Source organism: Gemmatimonadota bacterium (assembly GCA_041390105.1).
Lineage (GTDB): Bacteria > Gemmatimonadota > Gemmatimonadetes > Longimicrobiales > Gaopeijiaceae > JAGQIF01.
The window spans coordinates 1,689,509-1,714,956 of sequence record JAWKQO010000001.1 but is presented as its reverse complement, the minus strand read 5'-3'; the positions used below and the strand labels follow the sequence as shown (position 1 = coordinate 1,714,956).

The 25,448-nt window shown below is 68.1% G+C and carries 17 protein-coding genes; 8 read left to right on the top strand and 9 right to left on the bottom strand.

The features are described 5' to 3' along the window. Positions 1 to 31 precede the first annotated feature (31 nt). The gene (locus tag R3E10_07550; protein ID MEZ4415595.1) at positions 32 to 1,288 is read left to right on the top strand and encodes an amidohydrolase family protein; all 1,257 of its coding nucleotides are present in this window, start codon (positions 32 to 34) and stop codon (positions 1,286 to 1,288) included. Between the two features lie 7 nt (positions 1,289 to 1,295). Beyond that, a complete protein-coding gene (locus R3E10_07545; GenBank protein MEZ4415594.1) occupies positions 1,296 to 1,718 on the top strand; it encodes a DUF1801 domain-containing protein in 423 nt (140 codons plus the stop codon). Positions 1,719 to 1,731: 13 nt separating this feature from the next. Here R3E10_07545 and R3E10_07540 read toward each other — a convergent pair whose 3' ends face one another. The 3 genes from R3E10_07540 to R3E10_07530 form a co-directional block, all read right to left on the bottom strand. Beyond that, positions 1,732 to 4,206: an ABC transporter permease gene (locus tag R3E10_07540; protein ID MEZ4415593.1), complete on the bottom strand. Its 2,475-nt coding sequence runs from the start codon at positions 4,204 to 4,206 to the stop codon at positions 1,732 to 1,734. 152 nt (positions 4,207 to 4,358) lie between these two features. Then, positions 4,359 to 5,141 (bottom strand): arginine deiminase family protein, encoded by a 783-nt coding sequence (locus R3E10_07535; GenBank protein ID MEZ4415592.1) that lies wholly within the window; start codon positions 5,139 to 5,141, stop codon positions 4,359 to 4,361. Positions 5,142 to 5,153: 12 nt separating this feature from the next. Beyond that, positions 5,154 to 7,571: an adenylate/guanylate cyclase domain-containing protein gene (locus R3E10_07530; GenBank protein MEZ4415591.1), complete on the bottom strand. Its 2,418-nt coding sequence runs from the start codon at positions 7,569 to 7,571 to the stop codon at positions 5,154 to 5,156. Positions 7,572 to 7,739: 168 nt separating this feature from the next. On the opposite strand from R3E10_07530, the gene R3E10_07525 reads away from it, so the two are divergent. Next, on the top strand, positions 7,740 to 9,677 hold the full coding sequence (locus R3E10_07525; protein MEZ4415590.1) for an amidohydrolase family protein: 1,938 nt from the start codon (positions 7,740 to 7,742) through the stop codon (positions 9,675 to 9,677). Here the strand turns inward: R3E10_07525 and R3E10_07520 are convergent. Further along, on the bottom strand, positions 9,674 to 9,859 hold the full coding sequence (locus R3E10_07520; GenBank protein ID MEZ4415589.1) for a hypothetical protein: 186 nt from the start codon (positions 9,857 to 9,859) through the stop codon (positions 9,674 to 9,676). The two genes, R3E10_07525 and R3E10_07520, sit on opposite strands and share 4 nt — an antisense overlap. Before the next feature lie 180 nt (positions 9,860 to 10,039). Here R3E10_07520 and R3E10_07515 point away from each other — a divergent pair, with 180 nt between their 5' ends. The 3 genes from R3E10_07515 to R3E10_07505 all read left to right on the top strand — a co-directional run bounded on the left by R3E10_07515 (position 10,040) and on the right by R3E10_07505 (position 12,484). Then, positions 10,040 to 10,633 carry a class I SAM-dependent methyltransferase gene (locus R3E10_07515; protein ID MEZ4415588.1) on the top strand — a complete coding sequence of 198 codons (594 nt, stop codon included), beginning with the start codon at positions 10,040 to 10,042 and terminating at the stop codon, positions 10,631 to 10,633. Beyond that, positions 10,630 to 11,664 carry a DUF5924 family protein gene (locus tag R3E10_07510; protein MEZ4415587.1) on the top strand — a complete coding sequence of 345 codons (1,035 nt, stop codon included), beginning with the start codon at positions 10,630 to 10,632 and terminating at the stop codon, positions 11,662 to 11,664. The genes R3E10_07515 and R3E10_07510 overlap by 4 nt, the downstream gene beginning before the upstream one ends. 97 nt (positions 11,665 to 11,761) lie before the next feature. After that, a complete protein-coding gene (locus R3E10_07505; GenBank protein ID MEZ4415586.1) occupies positions 11,762 to 12,484 on the top strand; it encodes an HAD-IB family phosphatase in 723 nt (240 codons plus the stop codon). A gap of 29 nt (positions 12,485 to 12,513) precedes the next feature. Here the strand turns inward: R3E10_07505 and R3E10_07500 are convergent, their stop codons facing one another. Then, positions 12,514 to 13,674: a PQQ-dependent sugar dehydrogenase gene (locus R3E10_07500; protein MEZ4415585.1), complete on the bottom strand. Its 1,161-nt coding sequence runs from the start codon at positions 13,672 to 13,674 to the stop codon at positions 12,514 to 12,516. A gap of 284 nt (positions 13,675 to 13,958) precedes the next feature. Between R3E10_07500 and R3E10_07495 the strand changes: the two genes are divergently transcribed. Next, positions 13,959 to 15,812 carry a PQQ-dependent sugar dehydrogenase gene (locus tag R3E10_07495; protein ID MEZ4415584.1) on the top strand — a complete coding sequence of 618 codons (1,854 nt, stop codon included), beginning with the start codon at positions 13,959 to 13,961 and terminating at the stop codon, positions 15,810 to 15,812. A 128-nt stretch (positions 15,813 to 15,940) separates the two neighbouring features. On the opposite strand, the gene R3E10_07490 is transcribed toward R3E10_07495, so the two are convergent. From R3E10_07490 to R3E10_07475, 4 genes are all read right to left on the bottom strand, one after another. Next, positions 15,941 to 17,938, bottom strand: coding sequence for a filamin/ABP280 repeat domain-containing protein (locus tag R3E10_07490; GenBank protein MEZ4415583.1), 1,998 nt, complete (start codon positions 17,936 to 17,938; stop codon positions 15,941 to 15,943). Between the two features lie 147 nt (positions 17,939 to 18,085). Then, positions 18,086 to 19,969, bottom strand: coding sequence for a hypothetical protein (locus R3E10_07485; protein MEZ4415582.1), 1,884 nt, complete (start codon positions 19,967 to 19,969; stop codon positions 18,086 to 18,088). A 29-nt stretch (positions 19,970 to 19,998) separates the two neighbouring features. Next, entirely contained in the window at positions 19,999 to 21,306 is a 1,308-nt protein-coding gene (locus tag R3E10_07480) for a serine hydrolase domain-containing protein (protein ID MEZ4415581.1), read from the bottom strand. Between the two features lie 117 nt (positions 21,307 to 21,423). After that, entirely contained in the window at positions 21,424 to 22,113 is a 690-nt protein-coding gene (locus R3E10_07475; GenBank protein ID MEZ4415580.1) for an OmpA family protein, read from the bottom strand. A 417-nt stretch (positions 22,114 to 22,530) separates the two neighbouring features. On the opposite strand from R3E10_07475, the gene R3E10_07470 reads away from it, so the two are divergent. Further along, entirely contained in the window at positions 22,531 to 25,356 is a 2,826-nt protein-coding gene (locus R3E10_07470) for a TonB-dependent receptor (GenBank protein MEZ4415579.1), read from the top strand. Positions 25,357 to 25,448: the final 92 nt, after the last annotated feature.

Below are 25,448 nucleotides of genomic sequence, written 5' to 3'. Positions count from 1 at the left end.
CCGCTTCGCTCACGCTGCCCTGGGGGAGCACATGCGAACGCCGATCCTAAGAGCCTGTCTTGCCCTCACCGCGCTCGCCGGGATCCGTCCGGCTCCCGCCCGCGGCCAGGACCTCGTGCTCCTGCACGCCCGGGTGGTGGATGTGGAGCGCGGCACGGTCCTCCCGGAGGGCGTCGTCGTGGTGCGAGGTGGGAGCATCGCCCAGGTGGGCGGCACGGTGCCCGCCGGCGCGGATCTCCCCACCGTCGACGTAGGCGGGATGTACCTGTCACCCGGCCTGATGGATGCGCACGTGCACATCGCGACCTTCGACCAGGCCCGGCGCGCGCTGGAGTCCGGAGTGACGACCGTCCGGAGCATGGGCGTGGACGACTACGCGGACGTGGGCCTGCGGGAGCTGGCGGCCGCCGGGGCCATCGACGCGCCGGAAGTGCTCGCGGCCGGATACCACATCCGTCCCCATCCCTCGGAGGCCTTCTTCCGTAACCATCCGGAGATGGGGCGGTTCGTGTCGACGGAGGTGCGTGGTGCCGAGACCTTGGCTGCCATGGCGCGCACCATGCTTGGGCGCGGCGTTGATTTCATCAAGCTGAACGCCACCGAGCGCGCTGGCCTTCCGGACACCGATCCCCGCAAACAGTTCTATGATGCCAGCGAGATGGGGGCGGTGGTGGCCGAGGTGCGGCGGGCCGGCGCGCGAGGGGTGGCGGCCCACGCGCATGGAGACGAAGGAGCGCGGGCCGCGGTGGAAGCCGGCGTCACCAGCATCGAACACGGCACCTACATGAGCCCTGAGACGCTGCGACTCATGGCCGAGCGCGGGACCTACCTCGTTCCCACCGTCGCGATCGTCCGTGATCTGACCATTCCCGGTGGTGACTATGAGAGCCCCGTGCTCATGCTACGCGGGCGGCACATGTTGCCCCGGGTGCAGGAGATGGTCGCGACCGCCCACGAGCTGGGCGTTCCGATCGTGGCTGCGACGGACACCGGGTATGGCCCGGCAGGCGTCGTGCGCGTGTCACACGAGCTGGAGGAGCTGGTGGGTATCGGTCTGACACCTCTGGAGGCGCTACAAGCGGCCACCGTGACCGCCGCCCGGCTCTTGGGCGTCGACGATCACACGGGCCAGGTACGCGTCGGGCTGGATGGCGACCTGATCCTCACCGAGCGCAATCCACTCGAACAGATCGGCACGCTGAACGATGTCCTGATGGTGGTCAACAACGGGAAGATCGTCTTCACCAAGGGCGATTGGTTCAAGGGCAGCGGACCGATCTCGGACTGAGGATACCATGGCGAGAGCGAAGCTCAAGACCACCCCCAACTCGGGGAGTGTGACGGCCTTTCTGAAGGGGGTCGACCACGAGCAACGCCGCGTCGACGCGCGACGAGTGCTCGAGCTCATGAAGCGTGTGACCGGCAAGCAGCCGAAGATGTGGGGAGACAGTATCGTCGGGTTCGGATCGTGTCGGTACCCGGGCGCAAGCGGGAAGGAAACGGAATGGTTCGCCACCGGCTTCTCGCCCCGGAAGCAGGCGCTCACGCTCTACATCATGCCCGGTTTCGATCGCTTCCCGCACTTGATGAAGCACTTGGGCACATACACAACTGGGAAGTCCTGTCTCTACGTCAAACGGTTGGACGATGTGGACCAGGGCGTCCTGGAGGATCTGATCCGCGAATCCGTGGAGTACCTGGAAGCCAAGTACGGCTGACCCGACGGGCGTCCTACTCCTGCCGCAGCGCCACGATCGGATCGACGCCCGCCGCGCGGCGAGCCGGGATCCAGTTGGCAGAAGCGGCTACCAGCGCGAGGACGCCGAGCGCCAGCGCGAAGCTCACGAGATCGAACGACCCCACGAACAGGACCGAGGACAGCGAGCGCGCGGCCAGCACCGCGAGGGCGGCTCCGATCAGGCCACCCACGGCGACCAGGCGCATGCCTTGCCGGAGCACCATGCCCACCACACCGCCGGAGCCCGCGCCCAGCGCCTTGCGGATCCCGATCTCGCGAACCCGGCGGCTCACCGAGTACCCGATCACGCCATAGAGCCCGACCGCGGCCAGCAGCAGTGCGAGGAGAGCGAAAGCGCCGATGAGCCAAGCGCCGGCGCGGATGGGGAACAGTCGGATATCGGCCAGCCGGCGCATGGGTCCGACATCGAGAAACACGAGGTCGGGGTCCAGGGCGCGAAGCTCCCCCACCAGCGAAGGGACCAGGGGCCCCGCTTCGTTCACGGTCCGCACCAGGAACTCGCCGAATACCGAACGCGTGCTGAGCGGTAGATGGATGTACGGCTTGGGGCCTTCCCCAGGAGTGTCGACCTTGTAGTCTTCCGCCACCCCCACGATGCGATAGGGCTCCCCGCCCCAGGCGGTGCGGAACTCGCGTCCGACCGCATTCTCACCGGGCCAGAACCGCTCGGCCATCGTCGAGGAGATCACCGCGACCCGGCGCTGCTCGTCGCGATCGGCTCGCTCAACGCCTCGGCCTGCCAGGATGGGGACCTCCAAAGCGGTGAAGTATCCCTCGTCGACATAGGCGCCGTCGATGCGAAAGGGCTCGTCGTTTCCTGAAGTCTGGTGGCCGTCGATGAACACGCCGAAGCCGTTGTTGTTGAGCGAAAGCGGCAGCCGGGAGGTGAGGCCGACCGCCGCGACGTCGGGGCGGTCCAAGAGCCTGAGCCTGCCGGCCTCGAGGAACAAGCCCGACCGCTCCGCGTCATATCCGTTCATCTCCATGGCGAGAGAGAGGTGGACCAACCGGTCGACGTCGTACCCGAAGTCGACGCGTTGGGCCACGGCGAGGCTGCGTACCAGAAGTGCGCCGCCCACCAGCAACACCAGTGAGAGCGCCATCTGTGCCACCACGAGGACGTCGCGCAGCTCGATTCCCCGTGCGCCTCCACTCCGCGCATCTGCCGCCTTGAGCGCGGGGACCAGATCGGTCCGGGAGGCGCGAAGGGCGGGGACGAGCCCGAACAACACACCCGTGGCCACCGCGGCCACCAACGTGAACAGAAGCACTCGCCAATCCAGTCCGATGTTCAGACCGAGATTGATGGGGAGCGGTGGCTGCAGGCGGGAGATCACCTGGACCAGCCAGCCCGCCAACAGCAACGCTACGGCCCCGCCCGCGACGGCCAGAACCATGCTCTCGGTGAGAAGCTGTCGTATCAAACGTCCGCGACCTGCGCCGAGAGCCAGGCGCACGGCCAGCTCCTTTCTCCGGCCCGCCGCGCGCGCCAGCATCATGTTGGCGAGATTGGCGCAGGCGACCAACAACACGAGGCCGACGGCGCCCAGCAGCACCAGCCCCACAGGGAGCACCGTTCCGTCGAAGTCGGGGTTGATGTGCACATCACTGCTGGCGAGCACCGTGATGCGCTCGAGTTCATTGGTCTCGGGGTATTGTGCGGCGAGCCTGCTGGCGATGCCTTCGAGCTCCGCGCGCACCTGGGCCACCCCCACACCGGGCCGCATGCGGCCACGGAGCCAGAGCCAGTGTTGGCCGCGACGCTCCAAGCGCGTGGCGCCCGGTCCCCCGCCGGAGCCGCGCTGGTTGCCGATGGGCTCGACCTCCTCGACCATCGCGGTGGGGATCCACATCTGCGCCGTGATGCCCGGGAACATGCCGCCGAAGTCCTGGGGCGCGACACCGACGACCGAGTAGACGATCCCGTTCATGCGGAACGTTCGTCCGACGACGGACGGATCGGCAGCGAATCGATTCTGCCAGAGCGCGTGACTCAGGACGGCTACGGGAAACGCACTCGGCGCCGAGTACTCCTCGTCGACGAACGGCCGCCCCAGGGCGGGCTGCACCCCGAGCACCTGGAAGTAGTTGTCCGTGACCATCTCACCGACGACCAGCTCCGAGCTCCCCTCGATGGACAGGTTGGCAAAGAAGTTCGAGTAGCCGACCAGTCCTGAGAGCGTCTCGGTCTGCTCACGGTAGTCCAGATAGTCAGGGTAGGAATTCGTGTCGTGGCTCGACGAGGTGGCGGTGTGCCCGTAGACGTCCACGAGCTCTTCGGGATGATCCACCGGAAGGGGACGCAACAGCACGGCGTTGACGATGCCGAAGATCGCGCTGTTGACACCGATGCCGAGTGCCAGGGTCACGATGGCGACCAACGCGAATCCAGGAGAGGTGCGCAGACCACGCAGCGCGTAGCGGAAGTCCTGGCCGAAAGTGTCCATGCGTATCCATCACGGTGGTGTGAGAGACGCCCCGCGGTCGAAGGCCTCGTTGGATACTGGGAGTACGGGAGACCGCCGAAGCCTGTTTCGCCTCTGACCGCCGGAGCCGACGCCGGGGCGCCGATACCCACCCGGAGCCTGGTGTCCAGCCCCTATCTCGGATGGGGCTTTCGCAGCGACATGCAGCTCAGCCCGCCGTCCAACTTCTGGGCCTCCGAGATATCCAGCTCCACGACCGCGTAACCCGCGGCGGTGAGGCGCTCGGCCGTGCGTGGGTAGCCCCGGGCCAGGAGCACGCGGTCATTCACCCTCACGGCGTTGGCTCCGGTCTCCTCTCCCTGTGGGACTTCGATCACCTCGTAGCCGTCGAACACTCCGGACGCGGCAAGGCGACGCGTGGCGAGGACGTGACCATCGCCGAGCGTGGCGCAGTCGGACTTGAGGTGCAGCACACCCGCGGGCACCTCCGTCACGCGGACCTGGTACCCGAGGGGAGCGAGCACATGCGTCAGGGATGCGGCTCCGCGCGCGTTGGTGCGGGCCGAAAGCCCGATGAGGATCTCCTCTTCCAGCACGAGGATGTCCCCGCCCTCGATCGTTCCCTCTACGACCCTCTCCACTGCCCTCCCATACAGGGCGTGCAGGGCCGGTAGCAGCCCCACCGTCTCTCCGGCACGAGTGACGGCTGCCGGCCGCAGCAGGACCGCGGCCTCGTGCAAGCAGAGCGCCGGATCCTCGACGAACACGCTGTCGGGATGCAGCTCATCGGGAGCGAGAACCGTGACACCCAGGCCCGCGGTCTCCAATGCCAGCGCATAGGCGCGGTGCTGGTCCACGAAGCGCACCGGGTCAGGCGCGCCCCGGTCCACGGCGCGCAGGCCGCGGACGCAGCTGGCCGAGGGTTCACGCAGCAGGGCCTGTTCGAATCGGTACACCGACGTTGCTCCTCAGCCGTCCCAGAGCCGGCGCAGTTCGTCGCCGAACCCTTGGACCAGGACCATCTCCACCCGTGCACCTTCCCCCGAGTAGCGTGCCATCAGGAAGCGTGCATCGTCGCTACTGACCCGATAGGAGTTCGAGTTGTTCGCGAAGTAGAATGCGTCCTCGACGTCGAACAGCGTGCGGCGTTCGAGAACCGAAAACGGTGGACCGGGGCTGACCTGCGCCTCAATGAGGCGGCGTACTCCCACCGTGGTCCCGCCTTCGTCGGCGATGTAGTAGAGGGTGCGCCCGTCACGCGACCACAACGCAGCTCGTCCGCCTCCCTCGGAGATCTGGAACTTACCCCCCTCGACGTTGGGAAACGGCCGCACGAAGACCTCGCGGCGACCTGTCTCGTCCGAGTGGTAGGCGAGCCAGCGCCCGTTCGGAGACACGGCGGGCGCCGCCTCGTCGGCGGCGGAGGGAAACAAGGCACGCGGCACGCTGTCGACCCCGGGCCGGATTGCGAAGAGGTCGCGATTCCCGATGATCCCCGCAGCGCCGGCCGTCCGCAGCACCAGCCACCGGCCGTCCGGGCTCCACACGGCCTCCGCGATGCTCTGCTCCATGTCCACCAGAGGCACGGCGGTGCCCGTACCGTCGGCGGGGCGCGACCAGACGTCGAGGTTGCCGTCCCGGTCCGTCAGGTAGAGAACGGAGCCGCCATCCGGAGAGAAGCGTGGCATGCGCTCCTCGCCTGCATCGTAGGTGAAGCGCGCGGGCGGGCCGCCGCCCAGCGTCTTGATCCAGATGTCCGCTCCCAGATCCGTGACCGCCTTGAAAACGATGCCGCGATCGTCGGGGGAGAGGTCCCAGCCTCGGTTCTCGCTGTCGGGGTCGAAGGTCCACCGCGATTCGACCGGTGTGGAGCGTCCATCACGGTCCACCCAGAAGAACTGCAGGGCAACGCGATCGATCAGCCCGGTTCGATACAGCAGAGAGCCATCGTCGGCGATGGCGAACTTGGTGGCGGCGCCACCGCGTAGCGTCTCTGCGTCGATGATCACCACAGGCGGATCCACGACGCGTCGCCGACGCCGGTCGAAACGGGTGGCGCGTAGCGCGCCGTCTGCGCCGGAATAGAGGAGATGGCCCGAGGGGAGGAGGCGGCCGCGTGTGCCGGTGAGGAGCGTGCGCACGGAGTCCTCCCCGCCTACGGCCAGCATCAGCGTGCTCCGCTCCGGCGTGCCGGGACGCTCCAACGTGAACAGCACGCCTTCGCCGTCCGGCAGCGCCTGCGGAAAGCGATGCACTCCGTCGCCGGGCGTCGTCACCGGTTCGGGCGCCCCTCCTCGCGATGGTACGCGGTAGAGCACCTCCGCCCCCGGGAAGTACACGAAGCCGTCGGCACCCCAATCGGCGCCGCCGCTCAAACCGCGCTCGACCAAGGTCACCGGCCCGCCGCCGTTCAATCGCATGGTCCGCAGGCGTTCACCTTCCCGGAAGGCGATGCTGGTTCCGTCGGGCGAGAACACCGGGTCGCGGGCATCCCGGGTGTCGGGGATGGCCTTGGGAGCGAGGTCGTCCAGACTGCGCCGCCAGAGCTGCGTACCGCCCGGTGCTGCCCCGACCCAGACCAGCTGACGTCCATCCGGCGAGAGCGCGACGTCGACGCCGACCACGTTCGGGAGCAGGCTACTCTCCGTGGACGGGGTCACCTCGAAGCGAGCGAGTCCCCGGTCGGGGTCCGCATGGTGGCCTCCCGGCAGGAAGTGGCCTACGAACGCCGCCGTCGCGACCACGCCCACGCCCAACAAGGCGCGTCGCAGTCGGGTTGCACCAGGGTGCCTCGCCGAACTCGTCGCGGGCAGGGAAGGCGAGTTCAACAACTCGCCGCCCCGAGCACCGCGCATGCGCTCGGGCGTGGGGACGCTCAGGCCAGGTGCCAAGACCGCGTAGACACCGACGGGATTCTGGACGTTCTTCAACGCGAACATCCCCAGATACGCCGTCTGCATGGCGGGCTGATTCTTCACATCGTCGTGCACCTTGGCCGAGATCAGCACGCTACCGGCAGTACCGAGGGTCTCGATGCGGGCCGCGATGTTCACGCTGTCCCCGAACGCCCCTTGCGAGTCGAAGCTGATCTCACCCTGATGCACGCCGATCCGCAGCGGCAGGGGCGGAGCTTCGATCTGCGCATCCTGCTGGATCTTGATGGCGGCGCGTACGGCGTTGACGGCGCTCGGGAACACGCTGAGGCTTCCGTCCCCGAACGTCTGGAGCAGGTCGCCGTCGTGGCCCGTGACGGCCGTTTCCAGGATCGATCGGTGGCGAGCGCGCACTTCGCGGGCGGCGCCCTCGTCGTCCTGCATGAGGGCCGTGTAGCCGACCACGTCGGTGAACATGACCGCCATGATCTGCCGGGTCGTCGATCCGCGCATGGTCCTGGGGGCAGAGGTTCACGCTCCTCGGCGGGGGCGAGGCTGCGCGCTCCCACCATGCCGAAAGGCGTGCGGGTGGGCAAGGAGAGATCATCCAGGCCTCGCTTTCGGTCCCGGCAGCGCCGCAGTACCGTGTCGACCATCCACCTTCGACGGACGATTCCTGCCATGAAGCTCGCCTTCGGCGCCCTCCTCCTCGTGGCGTGCGCGCTCCTGATGACGTCCAGCCATGCCAGGGCCACGGACGTACCCACGTACGACCTGGTCTTGCGCGGCGGCACCGTGGTGGACGGAAGCGGCTTGCCCCGCTACCGGGCCGATGTGGCCGTGCAGAACGGGTTCATTCGCCTCGTGGGCGACGTGGCGCCCGGCGCGGGACGCGACGAGGTGGACGTCAGCGGGCTCTTCGTGGCGCCCGGGTTCATCAACCTGCACAGCCACGCACAATTGGAGGGGCTGCGTAGCGCGGAGAACATGCTGAGCCAGGGTGTGACCACCGAGATCCTGAACGCCGACGGTGGGGGTCCCCCTGATCTCGCCGAGCAGATGTCGACGCTGGAGGCGACCCCCTTGGCCCTCAACGTCGGGCTCGACATCGGCTTCAACAGTGTGTGGGCCGAGACGGTGGGAATGGAGGATCGGCGGGCCAGCGACGCGGACGTGGCCACCATGCAGCGGCGCATCCTCGCCGGCCTCGAAGCGGGGGCCTGGGGTGTCTCCTCCGGGCTCGACTACAAGCCGGCCTACTTCGCCACGCTCGACGAAGTCGTGCGCGTGGTGGAGCCGGCTCGAGCCTGGCGCACCAACTTCACCAACCACGACCGACTGACTCCTGAGACCGGGTTCAGTTCCACCGTTGGCATCGCCGAGACGGTGACGATCGGGGAACGCAGTGGACTGGTTCCAATCATCACCCACATGAAGGTGCAGGGAAGGGAGCAAGGGCGCGCTGCGGAGATCCTGCGCTCGATGCAGGCTGCCAGCGAGACCGGTACGTGGGTGGCCGCCGATGCCTACCCCTACCTGGCGGGACAGACCTCCCTGGCGGCCTTGATCATCCCTGGCTGGGCCCAGGAAGGGGGCCTGGACGCCATGAAGGCGCGCTTCGCCGATGCCGCGCTGCGCGACCGGATCGCGCGCGAGGCGGACGAGGCCATGGCCGCCCGCTTCGGCGGCCCCGGCGGCGTGTACATGCCGGAGACGGGCCGCGAGCTGGTGGATGTCATGCGCGAGCTCGGGGTGGAGTCCGGAGGCGAGGCCGTCATTCGCATCCTGGAAGAGAACGGACGAATGGGAGCGATCCTCCGGTTCGGGGCCGAGGACGATCTCGTTCGGATTCTGCAATACCGGAGCACCTCGGTCGCGTGCGACTGTGGCGCGGTGGCGGGACGGGTCGGGCATCCCCGCTACTGGGGGAGCTTCCCGCGCGTGTTGGGGCGCTACGTGCGGGAGAGCGGGGCGCTGAGCTGGGAGGACGCGGTCCGGAAGATGAGCGCTCTACCGGCCGCCACGATCGGCATGGCGGATCGCGGATACGTAGCGCCCGGTATGGTGGCCGACCTGGTCGCCTTCGATCCGGCCACGGTGATCGATCACGCCACGTTCCAGGAGCCCGGTCTGCGTTCCGAGGGCATCGTGCACGTGCTCGTGAATGGTCGGTTCGCGCTCGAGGACGGGGCGGTGACCGGGGTGGGAGCCGGCCATCTGCTTCGCCGTGGCGCTCACCTCCCCAGCCGGCCGATGAGCAACGCGCGGGAGCGCCGCGCGTCCGCCTCGGGGGGTGAGCTCGGTGGACGGGCGTTCGACCTTGCGTTGGAGGTGCGTCAGCTGCCGGGGGAGGTGGGGGCCACCGGGACGCTGCGCTTCCTGCACCCGCAGGGGGGCCCGATCTCCGTGTCCCGCCTCGGGGTGCTGCAGGTCGCGGAGGGGTGGGCGAGCGTCACCGGCATCGCCGCCGTGGGGTCGGCCGACGACGAGCGGGCGGTCCTGGTCGTCCTCGACCGGCCTTCAGCCGCGCCCTCGGGAGCGTTTCGGATCGAGGTGGAGGGCCTGGCACCGATCGAGGGCCAGCTGGGTGCCTCCCCGAGCCCCGACGCCCGTCGCTAGTCGAGCAAGGGGCGCGAGAAGGCGATGGCCACACGCTGGCGGCTGAACTGGAATCCCGTCACCTGCCAGCCCTCCGTGCCCATGCGCTTGAGCAGGGCGTTGATCTGGTTCCAATTCACGTCGGTGCCGGGCGTGAGCTCGAAGGTGCGGATGTGGTTCTCGAAACGTGGCGGTCGGCTCACGGGCGCTCCTGTAGAAACCGAATAAAAACCGAAAATGATTGCCGAAGGGCTCGCGTGGCAAGGGGAGCGAAGCGGTCCAAGCCCGATTGACAGTCACCCGGCGTCCGGACATCGTCCCGCTCGGTTGAGGGGCCCTGGCCTCCCAACACCGGGCGCCCCCCTTGTTCAGCGACCTGCTAGATGTGGGATGAACGCTATTCGACGGCTGAGTACGTCTACGGCACCGAGCCCAACACCTTCTTGCGCTCGATGGCGGGCCGGATTCCCCCCGGTCGGGTGTTGTCGCTGGCCGAGGGCGAAGGGCGCAACGGCGTCTTTCTGGCCGAGCTCGGCTATCAGGTCGTAGGGGTCGACGGCTCCGCGGTGGGGCTCGCCAAGGCGCGACGCCTGGCCACGGAGCGTGGCGTCGAGATCGAGACGATCCTGACGCGCCTGGAGGAGTTCAGCATCGAACCCGGCGTCTGGCAGGGCATCGTCTCCATCTTCTGTCACGTGCCGCCACCGGTGCGCCGCCACCTGCACCGCCAGGTGGTCGAAGGGCTCGCGCCCGGGGGCCACTTCGTTCTCGAGGCCTACACGCCCGCTCAGCTCGCGCTCGGCACCGGTGGTCCCAAGGTCCCGGAACTCCTCATGACCCTGGACGAACTCCGAGAGGAGCTCGCAGGCCTGGACCTCGTCCACGCACGTGAGGTTCGGCGCGAGATCCACGAGGGCAGGGGACACGGCGGGCCGAGTGAGGTGGTGCAGGTCGTCGCGGTGCGCCCCCACCCGTGAGCGGAGGATCGAGCTTCCGGGAGCGGACCGGACGCTTCTGGCAGCGACACCGCACGCTCTTCTGGATGATCCACTCGGTGTGGGCGTTGGCCACCGGGATCGCAGTGGTGATCCTGGCCCGCGAGCGCTACGCCTTCATTCCCTGGGTGGTAGTCTTCCTCGGCGTGACCTGGGCGTCGACGCTCTTCTTCGGCCGCAGCGCAGCTCGGGAGGCCACCGAAGGGCCCTATCGCCCGGGCCTCAAGCAGGAGCTCTCCTCCTACCTCACCCGGACGCTGTATCAGGAAACGCTGTTCTTCCTGCTGCCGTTCTACGCGTATTCCACCGTACTGCGCTCGCCCAACGTCGTGTTTCTGGCGCTGTTGGCGGGATTGGCCGCGTTCTCCTGCCTGGACCTGTTGTTCGATCGCTGGCTGCGCACCAAGGTCGTCTTCGGGATGATCTTCTTCGCCTCGGTGGCGTTCGCGGCGCTCAACCTGCTGCTGCCCTTCCTGTTCAGCATGCCGCCCCGGGTGGGGACGCCCATGGCGGCACTGCTGGCCGTGGGAAGCGCGGTGCCACTGGCGTTGCAGTCCGGCGCGCGCGGGTGGGGCGTGCGCCTCCGACTGGCGGCTGTGGCGGTGGTGATCCTGATCGTGGCTATCGGACTCCCCGAGCTGGTGCCGCCGGTTCCGCTCCGGATGGAGCGCGTCACCTTCTCCGCGGACATCGACCGCGAGACCCTCGTGCAGCCGGACACCCTGCCCGCATCGGTGCCGGCCTCCGCGTTGCGGGGTCGACTGGTGGTCGTGGTCCGGGTGTTCGCGCCAGCGGTGGTGCCCACCCGCGTCTCGCTCGACTGGACCCGCGATGGGGTCGCCGTCAAGCGCTCCCGGGTCGTCGAGATTCTGGCGCACGAATCGGGGTTCCGCGTCTGGGACGGCCTGCGGCCGGAGGACGGACGGATCGAGCCCGGCGAGTACCGCGTGGTGCTTCATACCCAGAACGGCCGGGTGTTCGGCGTGGGCTCCGTTTCTGTGACGGAGCGCTGACCGGAGGACTCTGGACCCTTCTGGGGTATAACCCTAGCTGTGGACGACTTCCGGAGCCCGCTGGCGGGTGCGCCGGGTTCCCCAGGACGAGAGTGGAATGGCTAATCCCGACCGACCCTTCAAGCACGGACCTCCCTTCGATGCCGTGGTCTTCGACTGCGACAGCACCCTGTCGGCCGTCGAGGGGATCGACCAGCTCGCACGCAGGGCCGGCCTTACCGTGGATCTCTCCAAGCTCACCGCGGATGCCATGGAGGGCCGGGTCAAGCTCGAGGAGGTCTATGGCCTGCGCCTGGATCGCATCCGCCCGAGCCGCACGGCCCTGCGCCTGCTGGGCGAGTTGTATCGTCGTCGGCTGGTCCCCGGCGCAGCGTCGTCCATCGCTACCTTGAAAAGCCTGGAGAAGCCCGTCTACGTCGTCAGTGGCGGACTCAAACAGGCGGTCGTCCCGTTCGTCGGCCAGCTCGGTGTCGCGGAGGAGAACGTCTTTGCCGTGGAAGTGCATCACGACCAGCATGGGCAGTACACCGGCTTCGACGAGGCTTCGCCCATGACGCGGAGCGGGGGCAAGGCCGAGGTGTGTGCTGCGTTGGCCAAGAAGCACAAGTCCATCGTCGTGGTCGGGGACGGCGTCACCGACCTCGAGGTCACCAAGGTGGGAGTGGACTTCATCGGCTTCGGCGGCGTGATCGAGCGGGCGGCCGTGCGAGCCGGGGCTCCGTTCTGGCTCCCCGGCCCATCGTTGGCGGGCGTGCTCAAGGTGGTCCTCACGCCTGAGGAGATCGAGCGGGCGGCCGCGCTGGCGAGCGCGTCGTCGTAGAACGCCGTGCGGCGGAGCCGCCGCCGGGCCTACCGGCGGGGCACCGGCTCCAGTCGAACGATGGACGACGGGTTCCCGTCGTCGTCCTCGATCGCGACATAGATGAGGCCGTCCGGCCCCTGGCGGATGTCGCGCACTCGCCCCATCCGTTCCAATAGGTTCTCCCGCGAGATGACGTTGGCGTCCTCGAGCGTCAGGCGCGCCACCACCTGCCCCGCCAGGCCTCCGGCCAGCACGTTGCCCTTCCACGCCGGGAAACCCTCCCCCGTGTAGAACAGCAGGCCAGAGACTCCGATCGAGGGAACCCAGACGTGGGCAGGGTCCTCCATCCCTTCTCGCATGGTGCCTTCGTGGATGGCGCGCCCCGTTCGGTAGTTCACGCCGTACCCCACCACCGGCCATCCATAGTTGCCGCCCTTCACGATCAGGTTGAGCTCGTCTCCTCCCTGGGGGCCATGCTCGGTCGCCCAGACCCGGCCGGTCGAGGGGTCGATGGCCAGCCCCTGAGGGTTGCGATGCCCGTAGCTCCAGATCTCCGGGCGTGCACCACTCCGGCCCACGAAGGGATTGTCCACCGGGATCCGACCATCGTCATGGATGCGATTGATGGTGCCGTGGTGATTGGAGAGGTCCTGGGCCGGATGCCCTTCCAGGTCGCCCTCAGGCGGGACTTGGCGATCTCCGACCGTGATGTAGAGGTACCCCTCGCCGTCGAACGCAAGGCGCGATCCGTAGTGGCCGTTGCCCTCGGTATCCGCTTCGAAGATCTCCTCGACCTCGGAGAGGCGGTCGTTTTCGAAGCGTGCCCGCACCACGGCGGTAGTCCCACGTTGACGGTCGGCTCTCGGCTTGGAGAAGCTGAGATAGAGCAAGCGATTGGTGGCGAATCGGGGGTGCGCTACCACGTCCAGCAATCCGCCCTGGCCCTCGGCGACCACATCCGGAACCCCGCCGACCGGCTCGGGCAGTAGCCTTCCGTCGCGGATGATCCGCAGGCGGCCAGGGCGCTCTGTGACGAGGAGGTCACCGGCCGGCAGGAAGGTCATCGACCACGGAAGCACAAGTCCGTCTGCCACGGTGACCACGCGGTAGTCGTGGCGGGCCGATTGCATCACCGGTTCCTGCGCGTCGAGGCAGACAGGGGCTGCGAGCAGCGAGAGGGCGAACAAAGGCCGCTTGATCCGTTTCATGAACCTGCCGGGCCGGACATGGGAAGGTGGATGGACCCGGCCACGGACACCGCACTCAGGCACGGTGTTCCGTGGGCCCCCGGGCCAGGCCAGGCGCTCCCCCCTCCATTCGTGGTGCCCTCTTCGGCCTGCCGTTGGATGGTTTCGCGGCCGGGGGACGGCGTCCGCTCTCTCCAGCCGGGGCCTTCCGGTTGGCGGGCAGCGGCACGGAGGGTGCAGCTTCAGCGCGGCTGCCGGAGAGTCGGCTGCAACGCACGGATCGACGATCGTGAAAGGGGGGGGCGATGGCCGGAACTCGAGTCTCGCGCTGGTTGCCCTGGCAGGGACTTGGGCTGGTGGTGGTGCTGCTCATCCCCAGCCGCTGGTGGTTGGCGGCTCTGCCCTGGCACGCCCCCGCCGATCAGCTCGTCATGATCCGCACGGTCGCCGCCGCGTACGGGCTGGCGATCCTGGTGACCGCCGCATTCGGTCTCTGGCGCAAGGGCATCACCGTTTGGGTCGCGGTCGGCGTGCTGGGGACCTGCATGGCCGTCGGGTTCCTGCTGCTGCTCCTGTCTCCACGGGAGTACTACCGGACCGTGATGGTGGCGTCCGTGGGTCTGGCCGGGCTCTTCGCGCTGTTTCCGCTCCTGATCTCGCACCTGGGGCGACGTGCGGGCAGCGTCGCGACCCTGGTCGGGGTGGGGGCCGCGCTGGCCGGGATGGGAGTGGTCACCCTCAAGGATCCGCCGCCGATCCTACCAGAGGACATCTTCACCAACGAATACACGCTCCAGATGTACCGCCACGCCAACGTCGCTGAGCCCACCGTGATGGCCGGCGGCGGGTTGGCCGCGCTCGGGCCGGACCTTCTGGTGGCGAACGGACAAGGCCGGCTCTACCGCGTGCGCCTCCCAGGAGACGGGTCCGTGTCGGTGGACTCCTTGGACACTCCACAACTCGACTTCGGGGAGTTCGCGCCCGATCTGCCGCGGGCGGTCTCGCTCCCGCGGATGCGGGTCAACGACGTAGAACTGATGGCGGCCGGCGGCGGTACCGTTCTGTTGATGTCGCACTTCTTCTGGGACAACGAGCGCCGTTGCCGCACCGTCCACCTCTCTGCGCTGCGGGTGCAAGGACCCACCGATCCCACGCCCACCGAGAGCACCTGGCGCGTGCTGCACGAGGCGAGGCCCTGTGCCCGCTTCGGCCCAGGCGGTGATCCCTGGAACTATCTCATGACGGGTGGGCGCATCCTCCCGCTGGGGGACGGGCGGATTCTGTTCACAGTTGGGAATCCAACGCACGGGATGCTGTCCCAGGAGGCGGAGTCGAATCTGGGCCGAGCCCTGATCATCGACGTGGAGACCGGGGAGATCGAGGAGTTCTCGCGTGGACATCGCAACGCCCAGGGCCTCCTTCGCGACGCACAGGGCCGCCTCTGGTCCACAGAGCACGGTCCCAAGGGCGGAGACGAGCTCAACCTGCTGGTGAAGGGGGCCAACTACGGCTGGCCGGTTCGGACCCACGGAGTCGAGTACGTCACGCAGTCGGCGTCCGGCTACGAGGACGCAGACCTGGGCGTCCCCCTGGTTGAGCCGGTGCATGCCTGGGTGCCTTCTATCGGTATCTCCAACCTCATCGAGTTGAACAGCGAGCTGCTTCCCGCGTGGAAGGGCGACCTGTTGATCGCGTCGCTGCGGGGGCGGGCCCTGTACCGCGCGCGCATCCAGGGCGAGGAGCTCGCGTTCGTGGAGCCAATCCCGATCGGGCTGCGGATCCGGGATCTGCTGCAGCTACCGGATGGACGCGTGGTGCTGTGGACGGACGAGGGGACCCTGGTCGAAATCGCGGTCCCGGTAAACGAAGCGTCGCTGGAGCTGCTCACCGACTGCATGACCTGTCACACCTGGGCCGGTGAGCGCATCGGTACTGCCCCTCCCCTGCAGGGGATCTACGGGCGGAAGGTCGCTTCGGTGGAAGGCTTCGAGTACTCCGATGCGCTGCAGACGATGGGCGGCGAATGGACGGCCGACCTGCTCAACCAGTTCTTGCGGGACCCCTCCGAGATGGTCCCCGGCACGATCATGCTCTTCGAGGGGGTTTCCGACCCGGATGCCCGGGCCGCGATCATCCGCTACCTGCAGGACAACCGCTAGTCCGACCGCTGCGCACGGGAGCCTTGCGGTGAGGCACGACGCCGGCCCAGGAAGCCTGGGCCGGGCGTTCTCGTCGGAGGCGGCAGAAGGCCGGGTGTTCCAGCGCCTCGCTCCCTCCACGCGCGCGGTCAGTTGGGCGGACCGGCGATGGTCAGGAGGGCATAGCCCGTCTGATCCGTGGCGTCGACCGCGCACCCGGTTGGGTACTGACGCTCCAACGCCATACGCTCGTTCTCGAGCAGTACCAGGCAGTAGCCGACCGAGGTGCCCAACCCCAGTGAGAAGTCGGAGGGGTCGCCGCTGGCCAGCGGGTGCGCCAGCTCATGGAAGACGCCCGCGGCGCTGGCGCCGCTCTCCCCCGTACCATCCTGCTGTCGGTCGTGCTTGCGCCAGGTCCCATCGAAGTGCAGATCCTGGAAGCGACCGCGGCTGACGCGCAGCTCGTCGTCGCCTGTGTCACTGACGCCGTTCGATCCGTTGTCGAAGCGGATCCGGAACACGCTGGAGGCGGCTCCGGGCGTCGCGGGCAGCTCCAGCCCGACGTAGAGCGACCCCGCGTCGTTGAGGAGCAAGAGTGTGCTTCCCGCGTACGGCCCCGCGAACACCGGAATCGCCTGCGCCTGGTCCCATTCACCGGGGCTCTTCACGCCATCGATGACTGGAGTGCCGAAGCCGTTCGGCGCGACGGAGGACGTGAAGGGGCTGCCGCTCACCGCGTTCCCGTCGATGGTGATCTCGATCTGGTCCGAGCCGGGTTGGGCGGGCGTGTAGCTCAGCGAATAGGTGCCGTCCTTGTGGTTCACTACGCTGACCGGTGCGCCCGCGTTGGCACCGCTCACCACGCCAGCCACGGTGCCGCCTCCGGTCGGGTGGGGCACTCCAGGCGCGACAGCGGTCTGGAGCGTGATGACCGTGGTGGCTCCGGAAGTGCCGGAGGGCACAGAGGCGGTGCTGGCGGCCGGGTCGACCGGGAGCGTCGCACCGAACTCGCTGAACCCGCCCACACCGCGGGTATTCAGGCCTCCGTGCAAGGCCACCAGCCTCTGGGGCCGCACCAGGCTGGCCAGCGCCCCGAGCCCGGCCGACACGCGTCCGGCCCAGGAAAGGCGGGGAGCCCGCATGGAGGGCGCCGAGCCGGGTCCCGCGCACTGAGGTGCGCCGAAGGTCGTGACGAGCGGGAAGGCCTGGTTGTTGTGCACGCGGACGATCTGCAGGAACGGGTGCAGCACATCGGGCAGGAAGGAAGGGCTTTGTGGATCCTCCAGATCGATGGTCTGACAGAGCACCACATCGGCACCCGTCTGGAACGTCACGTCGTTGCCGTCGGAGTCTTTGGCAGTGGCCCGCACGAAGAAAGGCACCCAGGGTGTGGACAGCTGAACGCCCGGCGGTGGCGCGATGTGCTCGAGGGTGAGCACGAAGTGGGGCTCGCCGTTGGGGACGAGCGCGTCCCCGGCCGCCACACTCACCTCGCCCGCGAACTCTTGCGTGGTGGGGTTCCCGACTTGCACCACGCCGCCCTGCGACACGGGAACCTGGATGACGTCACAGTCCAGCACCGCGGGGTTCGTGACGCAGCCGGAGGCGACCGGCAGCGCACCCTGCTCGATCCGGAACAGGACCGGGAGCACGCTTCCGGCGGGGACGCTGACGGCGTTGGGCACGACGACCGAGTTGCCCTGGGTGTTGCCGTTGGCAGCGGGCGTGAAGACCACGTCCACGGACCCCAACTCGAGTGGGCCCACCAGGGCGCGGACGCGATAGAGCACACCGACCTGCGGTACGGTCGCGCCCGTGTTCCACTTCACCCCGTACAGCTCCTCGTTGGGGAACAGCTGGACGGAGGGTGACGTCTGCGTCGTGAACTCGACGAGGACAGAGGAACAGGGGTTGCTGATGCCCTCGCACACCTCCACCCGGGGCGCCAGCGTGGCGTCGAACGGGTCCGTGACGGAAAGCGAAGCCAGGGGCGGCGCGAAGCTGAAGCCGGCGCTCAATGGACTCAGCTGCACCACGAAGTCGTCGGCCCGGTCTCCCTGGGCTTCAGGGGTCAACGGTGTCTGGCCGGAGTCACAGCCAATGAGCACAGCGACGGCCGCGAGGGCCGCCAGGGCGGGGCGATGCATGGGGGTATGTCCTGGGGAGCGGGGGTTCGCAGCTACCGGTGTATGCGGACGTAGAGGGGATCTAAGCGACGTCGGATGTCCCGCGCAAACGTTGCAGCGGGGCGACACCGGAGTCGGGAAGCGCTGCAGACGTGGGGCGGAGCGTTCCTAAGGGGCGAGGAGTGCCTTGAAGTCCGGGTTGGCTTGCAGGCCTCGCCACCACCAGTGGTTGGTGAGGCGCCAGCCCTGGCGGTGCTCCGGGCTGGCCTCGAGGTAGGTCCGAAGCAGGTCGATGGCCTGGGCCGGATCACCCATCTGGACCCGGATCACCGCTTCGAACGCGAGCAACTCGCGCGTGGGATCCACGTCGGGCCCCACTCGGGCCCCCAGCAGCACGGCGTCGGCGCTGTCCGCCAGCGACGCCTGCGCCAGAGTGCCGGCCACCGTGATGCGCCCGATGACCCGGTTCCAGTCGCGCAGGTGGGGAGGACTCAGTTCCACCAGGGTATCCGCCAGCGCCCACGCGCGGTTCACGTCTGTCGTCACCGCGCCTGCTTCCAGGAGCCAAAGCTGACACTCGACGAAGTTCGGGTCTCTGGGAAAGCGCCGGTGCCCCTCCTGACAGTACTCGACCCCGTCTTCGAACTGCTCCAGGTCGTAGGAGGTGGCATAGAGGCGCCAGAGCACGTCCGCCGCGGAGCGCAGGAAGGCATCTTCCTCGTAGGCGCGCAGCGCGTTCACCTTGGCGCCCACGATGTCGTTCTTCTGCGAGTGGATGATGGACAGCAGGTTCCAGGCGTTGGCCAGGTGCGAATCGAGGCTGGTGGCGCGACTCAGGTCCTGCTCCGCCGCGGCCAACAACCCGTCGGCACGGAGAGGGTCCGGCTCGAGCCCCAGTCCCCAGCGCAGGTACTGTAGCGCTCCACGGAACTCGAGTGCCCGAGCGTTCGACCCATCGAGGCTCAGCGCCCGATCGGCGTGCGCCACGCCCTGTTCGATCCACTCGGCGGCCTCCGTGAGATCGCCCGCTGAGATCTGGGCCATGCGAACCGCGAGCTCGGCGCGTTGGACGGCTGGCCGCGGCCAGCGGGGTTCGGCGCTGGCCGCAGCGACGAAGAAGGAATCCGCCTGCTGCCAGGAAGCCAGGGCACCAGCCAGGTCGTCCTCTTCGAGTCGGCGCTCGAACAGCTTGCGCGCCTGCTCTCCTCGCTGCAGCTGAGCCCACGCCGCTACGTTGCGCGTCTCGCCGGCGTCGCTGCGCAACGCGATCTCTTCGCCCAGCCAGGACCTGAGCAGCCGCGCCACTTCGGCGCCAAGGTCGGATTGCAACTCGAGCAGGTCTTCGGCCGGCCGCTCGAAGGAGTCGCGCTGATACTGCGTGCCGCTCTGCCCATCGGACAGCGCCACGTTGACGCGGATGCGGCCCTGCGCGGCCTGCTCCACGGAGCCCGTCACGATCGTGCCCGCCCCGACGGCACGTGCGACGCTGTCGCGCGCCAACTCCAGGAGCTTGAACTGCAGCGCGCCGTTCTTGCTGACCACGTTCAGCGCGGGCACGGCCGCCAGCTCGTCGATCAGCGTCTCGGTGAGACCGTCCGCGACGTGGCCGAGCGAACCATCCGCGGAAAGGTCGTCCAGGTAGAGCACGGCGATCCGGTGCGGATCCAGAGACCCGGCGCCCCCTTCCAGCACGCCCACCGCGCGTCCGCTGGGCTCGGGACGGAGCGCCAGGGTCAACCCGATGCCCAGCACCGCGCAGAGGCCGAGGAGCAGCAACTCCACCCGCGACACACGCTGTCGGCCCTTTTCCCCGTGATACCAGCCCACCACCAGAGCCGCCGCGATGCCGGTCAGATACCAGGCCAGGGTCACAGGGTAGGCGCCCTCGGGGAGCACGTCACGGTCGACGAACTGGTCGACCACGCTGACGACGACCCAGCCGGCCGCCACGTAGGAGGCCAGGATGCGGAACATCCGTCGTTGCTTGAGCTCTTCGAAGAACCCCACTTCATTCTCTCCCTGAACGCCGCGAACCCGTGGTGCGGTCCGCACGCGGGGTAGCCACGTCCGTCAGCGATCTGCTAGGGCTGCCGCGACGTTTCGATGGCCTGGTAGACGAGCGTCCGGAACTTCCGTTGCAGATCGAGGCCTCCGGCCGGCACCAGCTGCGCCAGGAAGATGCCGACGAGACCTTCCGTCGGGTCGACCCAGTAGCTGGAGTAGTAAGCGCTTCCCCAGCCGTAGGTGCCGGGCGACCCATAGACCGCTGCTGCGCCCGCGTCCTCCAGCACCTCGAACCCGAGCCCGAACCCCAGGCCCGGCTGTCCGTACAGCGTATCGACGTGGTTTGCGGTCATGAGCGAAACGGTGGTCGGGGCCAGCACCCGGGCTTCGCCCAGCCGACCGCCCTGCAGCAGGGCCAGCAAGAACCTCCCGTAGTCCTCGGCGGTGCTCACCAGTCCCGCGCCTCCCGAGAAGCTGGTGCGGGGGCCAGTCACGTAGTTGCCCTGACCCATCCCTTCGTCGGGCGCGCGGTGGATCTCGCCGTCCGCGTTGACAGAATAGACCGCGGCGAGGCGCGCAGCTTTGTCGGGAGGCACATAGAAGTAGGTGTCTCGCATGCCCAGGGGCATGAAGATCCGTTCGCGGAAGAAGGCGTCCAGCGGCATTCCGGAGGCGACCTCGACCACCCGCCCCAGCACATCCGTGGAGAACCCGTACACCCAGGCTTGCCCGGGCTGGGCCTCGAACGGAAGGCTCGCCAGGCGCTCGATCGTCGCACCAATGGGTTCGTCCTTGTCGGCGAAGTACCACTGATAGACCCCGGTGTCCTGGTAGCGCTGGGTAAGGCGGCCTCCGCCGTAGGAGATCCCGGAGGTGTGCGTCAGCAGGTCCCGGATCGTGATCTCCCGCCGCGCGGGCTGCTCCGAGAAGAGCAGGCCGCCGAAGCGCGTGCTGTCGGGGACCGCGACGCGAGTCCCCGCAAAGGCGGGGATGTAGTGGGAGACAGGGTCATTCAGGGCGATCCGACCTTCCTCCACCAGCATCATGGCGGCCACGCTGGTGATCGCCTTGCTCATCGAGGCGATCCGGAACAGCGCGTCCGTGCGCATGGCGGTGCCCTGCTCCCGATCGGCATCGCCCAGCGCTTCCAGATGGACGATCTGCCCATCCCGGATGACCAGGCTCACCGTCCCGGCGATCCGCCCCGCGTCGATGTATTCCTGGGCCAGACGGGTCCAGCGCTCCAGCCGGGCGGCGGACATGCCCACGGCGTCGGGTCGGGTCCGAGGTAGCGCCTGCCCGCCCAGGGACGTGGCCGGAAGCAGCGCCGCCGCGCAAAGCGCGGCCAGCGCGGCCGAGTGCAGCGGACGGGGGGCTCGCTTCACGGGACGCTCCGGTCTCGAGGGTTGGGCTCCAATGTACCGGGTTACGCTACTAATACGAGAACGGGGCCCCCGAGAGGGCCCCGTCGCGACTTCGTGGGTCCGGCTGCAGGGAGTGCATCAGAATCCACCGGCGCGCCGCCGGGCGGCGTTCTGGAGTGAGTCGCCCGCGAAGATCGCCACCTCCACGCGGCGGTTGAGGGCGCGTCCCTCCTCCGTCTCGTTGCTTGCCACCGGCTCGGTCTCGCCCAGGCCCTGGCGATCGATACGGTCGGCGTCCACACCCCGGTCCATGAGGAAGCGGGCCGCCGCTCCGGCGCGGCGCTCGGACAGCCCCTGATTGTAGCTGTCGCTGCCCGTGGCATCGGTGTGTCCGACCACCAGGACGTTGGTGCCCGGATAGTCCCGTAGCGACTCGGCCAGGTTGGTCAGGTTGGTCTGCGCGTCCGGGAGCAGGCGATCCGAATCGAATCCGAACAGGATCCCCGAGTCGAAGGTGACCTGGATCCCCTCGCCCACGCGCTCGACGGTGGCGTCTTCGAGGTCGTCTTCGAGGCCGTCGGCCTGTTCGTCCATCTGGCTGCCGATGATCGCGCCGGCGGTGCCGCCGATCACGGCACCGAGGATGGCTCCCTTGGCGGTGGAACCGCTGCGGGACCCGATCACGGCCCCGACCACGGCGCCCGTCGTGGCCCCCACGGCCGCACCCTCCTCGGCTTGGGTCTCCTTGCGCAGCGAGGCGCAGGAAGAGAGCGCGCCGACCACCAGCGCCAAGCCCAGCACGGAAGTCATGTGCAGTCGAGTCTTCATACACGCTCCAGCACGGGTGTCTCCCGCCCCCTAGCGGGCGGGACGGCGATTTGACAAGCAGCGGCCGTGCCAGGGCGCGGGCGCTAGGCGGGGAGGGCGCCCGGCGGCCCGCCCCCCGACGCCCGCTCGCCCCTCGTGGAGGGCGGAGCGGCGTGGCCGGAGTCCCCCCGGCTGGGCCGGTTCGCGTCGGGATCGCCCACGCCAGTGGCGTTTCGAGGCAGCGGGTGCGCCCTCTGTGACCCCTGCGCGGAGCCCGCTCTGGGGCCAGTGCTGTAAGTGTCGATAATACAATCATTTATGTCGTTTACCATTCCGTCACATTCTCGCCAGTCGGCTGTTACTGCGCCCCGGTAAACTCCCATGCGAGCCAGGTACGGCTCGATCGGACTCACGAGGAAATCGCAGAGGAGACAGCGCATGAACGCGTTGGTCGAATTCCTCCGGTCCGTCGCACGCCCCGCCCTGCTGTTGGTGGGGATCTCGATCGCGGGCATCGGGTGGCCACTGGCGGCCCAGGCCCAGAGCGAAGGACGGATCGTAGGGCGCGCCGTGAGCGCGCAGAACGGGGAGCCGCTCTCCAATGCCCAGGTATTCGTGGTAGGCACGGGCATCGGGACGCTTTCATCCCTGGACGGACGTTTCGTGTTGCGTTCCGTGCCGGCCGGCACGATGGACGTCCGCGTGGAGCTGCTGGGCTTCGCCGACAAGACCATCACTGGAGTGGTGGTCCGGGCGGGCGAGACCATCACCCTGGACGTCTCCATGGAGCCGGAGGCGATCGCCCTCGAGGCCCTGGTCGTCACGGCCGAGGCGGAGCGCGGCAACACGGTCGCCCTCATTACCGAACGGCAGAAGGCGCCCGTGGTGGTGGACGCCATCGGCTCCGACCAGATCTCGCGCTCCCCGGACGGCGACGCCGCCGCGGCGCTCCGTCGTGTGCCGGGCCTATCGGTGGTCGACGGCAAGTACGCCTACGTGCGCGGTCTGGGAGAGCGCTACAGCTCGACGACGCTGAACGGCTCGCCGCTGGCCTCGCCGGTGCCGGACAAGAAGGTCATTCCACTCGACGTCATTCCGTCGAGCATGCTGGAGAGCATCGTCACCGCCAAGAGCTACTCGCCGGATCAACCCGGTGACTATGCGGGTGGGCTGGTGCAACTCCGCACCAAGGACTTCCCGGCGTTCCGCATCTTCAACGTCAGCCTCTCCAGCAGCTACAACTCGGTGGCGTCCTTGAAGGACGGACTCGGGTACGCCGGCGGCGGCTACGACTTCCTCGGCTTCGACGACGGGACGCGTGACCTTCCCGCGCTGCTGCCGCGGGACCGCGCTGTGAACCGCGCCAACTTCTCGCCTGCCGACCTGCAGGCCATCGGTCAGGCCTTCGGCGGGGCGTGGGGCCCGTCCGCCCAAGCGCTCCCCGTCAACGAGAGCTTCGGCGTCTCCTTCGGCGACGAGTTCGAGCTGCTTGGCCGGTCGTTCGGCTTTCTGGCCTCGGTCAACCAGTCCAGTGACTACGGCGTGCAGGCGAACCTGATCGAGCGCGCCTTCGGCGCGGGGGGCGGTGGGGAGCCCGACGTGGACTACACGGGCGACGTCACTACCCACTCCGTGTCGCTGGGCGCATTGGTGAACCTCTCCTACGAGTTGGCGCCGACGCATCGGCTGACGATCAATGGCGTCTACAACCGACTCACCGACGATGCGGCGCGGTCGCTGGAGGGGTTCAACCTCGACTCCAACACCGATCAGCGGAACACGCGCATCCAATACGTGGAACAGACGTTGACCAACGCGCAGTTGCGCGGGCAGCACGAGTTCGGTGGGCTGGGCAACGTCGCGGTCGACTGGCGCACGGCTCTCACCCGTGCCGAGCGATATGAGCCCAATACCCGCGAGTCGCTCTATCGCGAGTTCAACGGTCAGTACTTCTGGGACGACTTCATCCAGAGCGGCAGCGTCTTCCACCAGGACATGGTGGATGACGGTCTGAGCGGTGGCATCAACGTCAAGGTGCCGTTCGCCGTTCGAGGCTTGCCCGCCTCCTTCCAGCTCGGTGCCAGCGCCGATCGGAAGGAGCGCGATGCCTACTCGCGCCGGTTCCGCTTCCGGCCGCAGGGCTCGGACATCAACTCCGACGTGCGCACCCTGGAGCCGGACGACCTGTTTCAGCCGCAGTACATCTCGCCCACAGGCTTCGAGATCCAGGAAGCGACCTTCCGCACCGACAACTACACGGCGTCCGAGGACATCGACGCTGCGTACGCCATGATCGATGCGGAGATCCTGCCGCGCCTCCGCTTGGTGGGAGGTGCCCGCTTCGAGCAATCCAAGCAGGTGGTGTCGCCCCAGGACCTGTTTCCTCAGGCCAGCCAGGAGCCGCTGGCCGGCGCGGACGTGGACCGATCCGAGATCCTGCCGTCGATCAATCTGACACTGGAGCTGACGGACGCGATGAACCTGCGGGGAAGCGCCTCGCGGACGTTGGCGCGCCCACAGCTTCGTGAACTGGCGCCGTTCTCGTTCGCAGACTACGCCGGCGGCTTTCTGGTGGTGGGGAATCCAGAGCTGACCATCAGCCGCATCCAGAACTACGATCTGCGTTGGGAGTGGTTCTTCCAGCCAGGTGCCCTGATCGCCGTCTCCGGTTTCTACAAGCGCTTTCAGGACCCCATCGAGGTCCAGGTGCTTCCGAGCACGGAGTTGATCAAGACGTGGGTCAACGCGCCCAGCGCCAAGAACTATGGTACCGAAATCGAGTTGAGGGCACCGCTTACGCTGTTGGCCGATGCCTTCGAGGGATTCACGGCCAACGCCAACGTGACGCTGGTCCAGTCCGAGGTCGCAGCGGGCGGACTCTTCCGCTACTACCTGCCCGGAGTGGGGGCCCAGGAGCTCGACGTCCAGTCCCGCAGCCGCGCGCTGCAAGGGCAGTCTCCCTACGTCGTCAACGCGGGGCTGACGTACTACAACGACCGTTCCAACACCACTGCGACGGTCCTCTTCAATCGCTTCGGTCGGCGGATCGACGCCGTGAACCGGGAAGCGACCCCCAACATCTATGAAGAGGCGCGCAGCCAGCTCGATCTGGTCTTCGAGCAGAAGCTGAGGGACAACCTGGCACTCAAGCTGTCCGCGGCCCGTCTGCTCGGCAATCAGGTCGACTTCACGCAGGGCGAAGACCTGCTTCGCGCCTACGACATGGGTCGGAGCTTCTCGATCGCGCTCAAGCTCGGGAACTGAAGAACCCATGCGCCGACGTCTTCCCCTGCACCTGAAAAGGCTGCCCCAAGGCGGGACAGCCCAACCCCGGTCCCACCACGGGACCCATCCGT

What these genes read in the sequence shown, in the direction of transcription:
- R3E10_07550 (MEZ4415595.1), top strand. Translation starts at nt 32, where the DNA reads ATGCGAACGCCGATCCTAAGAGCCTGTCTTGCCCTCACCGCGCTCGCC.
- R3E10_07545 (MEZ4415594.1), top strand. Translation starts at nt 1,296, where the DNA reads ATGGCGAGAGCGAAGCTCAAGACCACCCCCAACTCGGGGAGTGTGACG.
- R3E10_07540 (MEZ4415593.1), bottom strand. Translation starts at nt 4,206, where the DNA reads ATGGACACTTTCGGCCAGGACTTCCGCTACGCGCTGCGTGGTCTGCGC.
- R3E10_07530 (MEZ4415591.1), bottom strand. Translation starts at nt 7,571, where the DNA reads ATGCGCGGATCGACGACCCGGCAGATCATGGCGGTCATGTTCACCGAC.
- R3E10_07525 (MEZ4415590.1), top strand. Translation starts at nt 7,740, where the DNA reads ATGAAGCTCGCCTTCGGCGCCCTCCTCCTCGTGGCGTGCGCGCTCCTG.
- R3E10_07515 (MEZ4415588.1), top strand. Translation starts at nt 10,040, where the DNA reads ATGTGGGATGAACGCTATTCGACGGCTGAGTACGTCTACGGCACCGAG.
- R3E10_07505 (MEZ4415586.1), top strand. Translation starts at nt 11,762, where the DNA reads ATGGCTAATCCCGACCGACCCTTCAAGCACGGACCTCCCTTCGATGCC.
- R3E10_07500 (MEZ4415585.1), bottom strand. Translation starts at nt 13,674, where the DNA reads ATGAAACGGATCAAGCGGCCTTTGTTCGCCCTCTCGCTGCTCGCAGCC.
- R3E10_07495 (MEZ4415584.1), top strand. Translation starts at nt 13,959, where the DNA reads ATGGCCGGAACTCGAGTCTCGCGCTGGTTGCCCTGGCAGGGACTTGGG.
- R3E10_07490 (MEZ4415583.1), bottom strand. Translation starts at nt 17,938, where the DNA reads ATGCATCGCCCCGCCCTGGCGGCCCTCGCGGCCGTCGCTGTGCTCATT.
- R3E10_07475 (MEZ4415580.1), bottom strand. Translation starts at nt 22,113, where the DNA reads ATGAAGACTCGACTGCACATGACTTCCGTGCTGGGCTTGGCGCTGGTG.
- R3E10_07470 (MEZ4415579.1), top strand. Translation starts at nt 22,531, where the DNA reads ATGAACGCGTTGGTCGAATTCCTCCGGTCCGTCGCACGCCCCGCCCTG.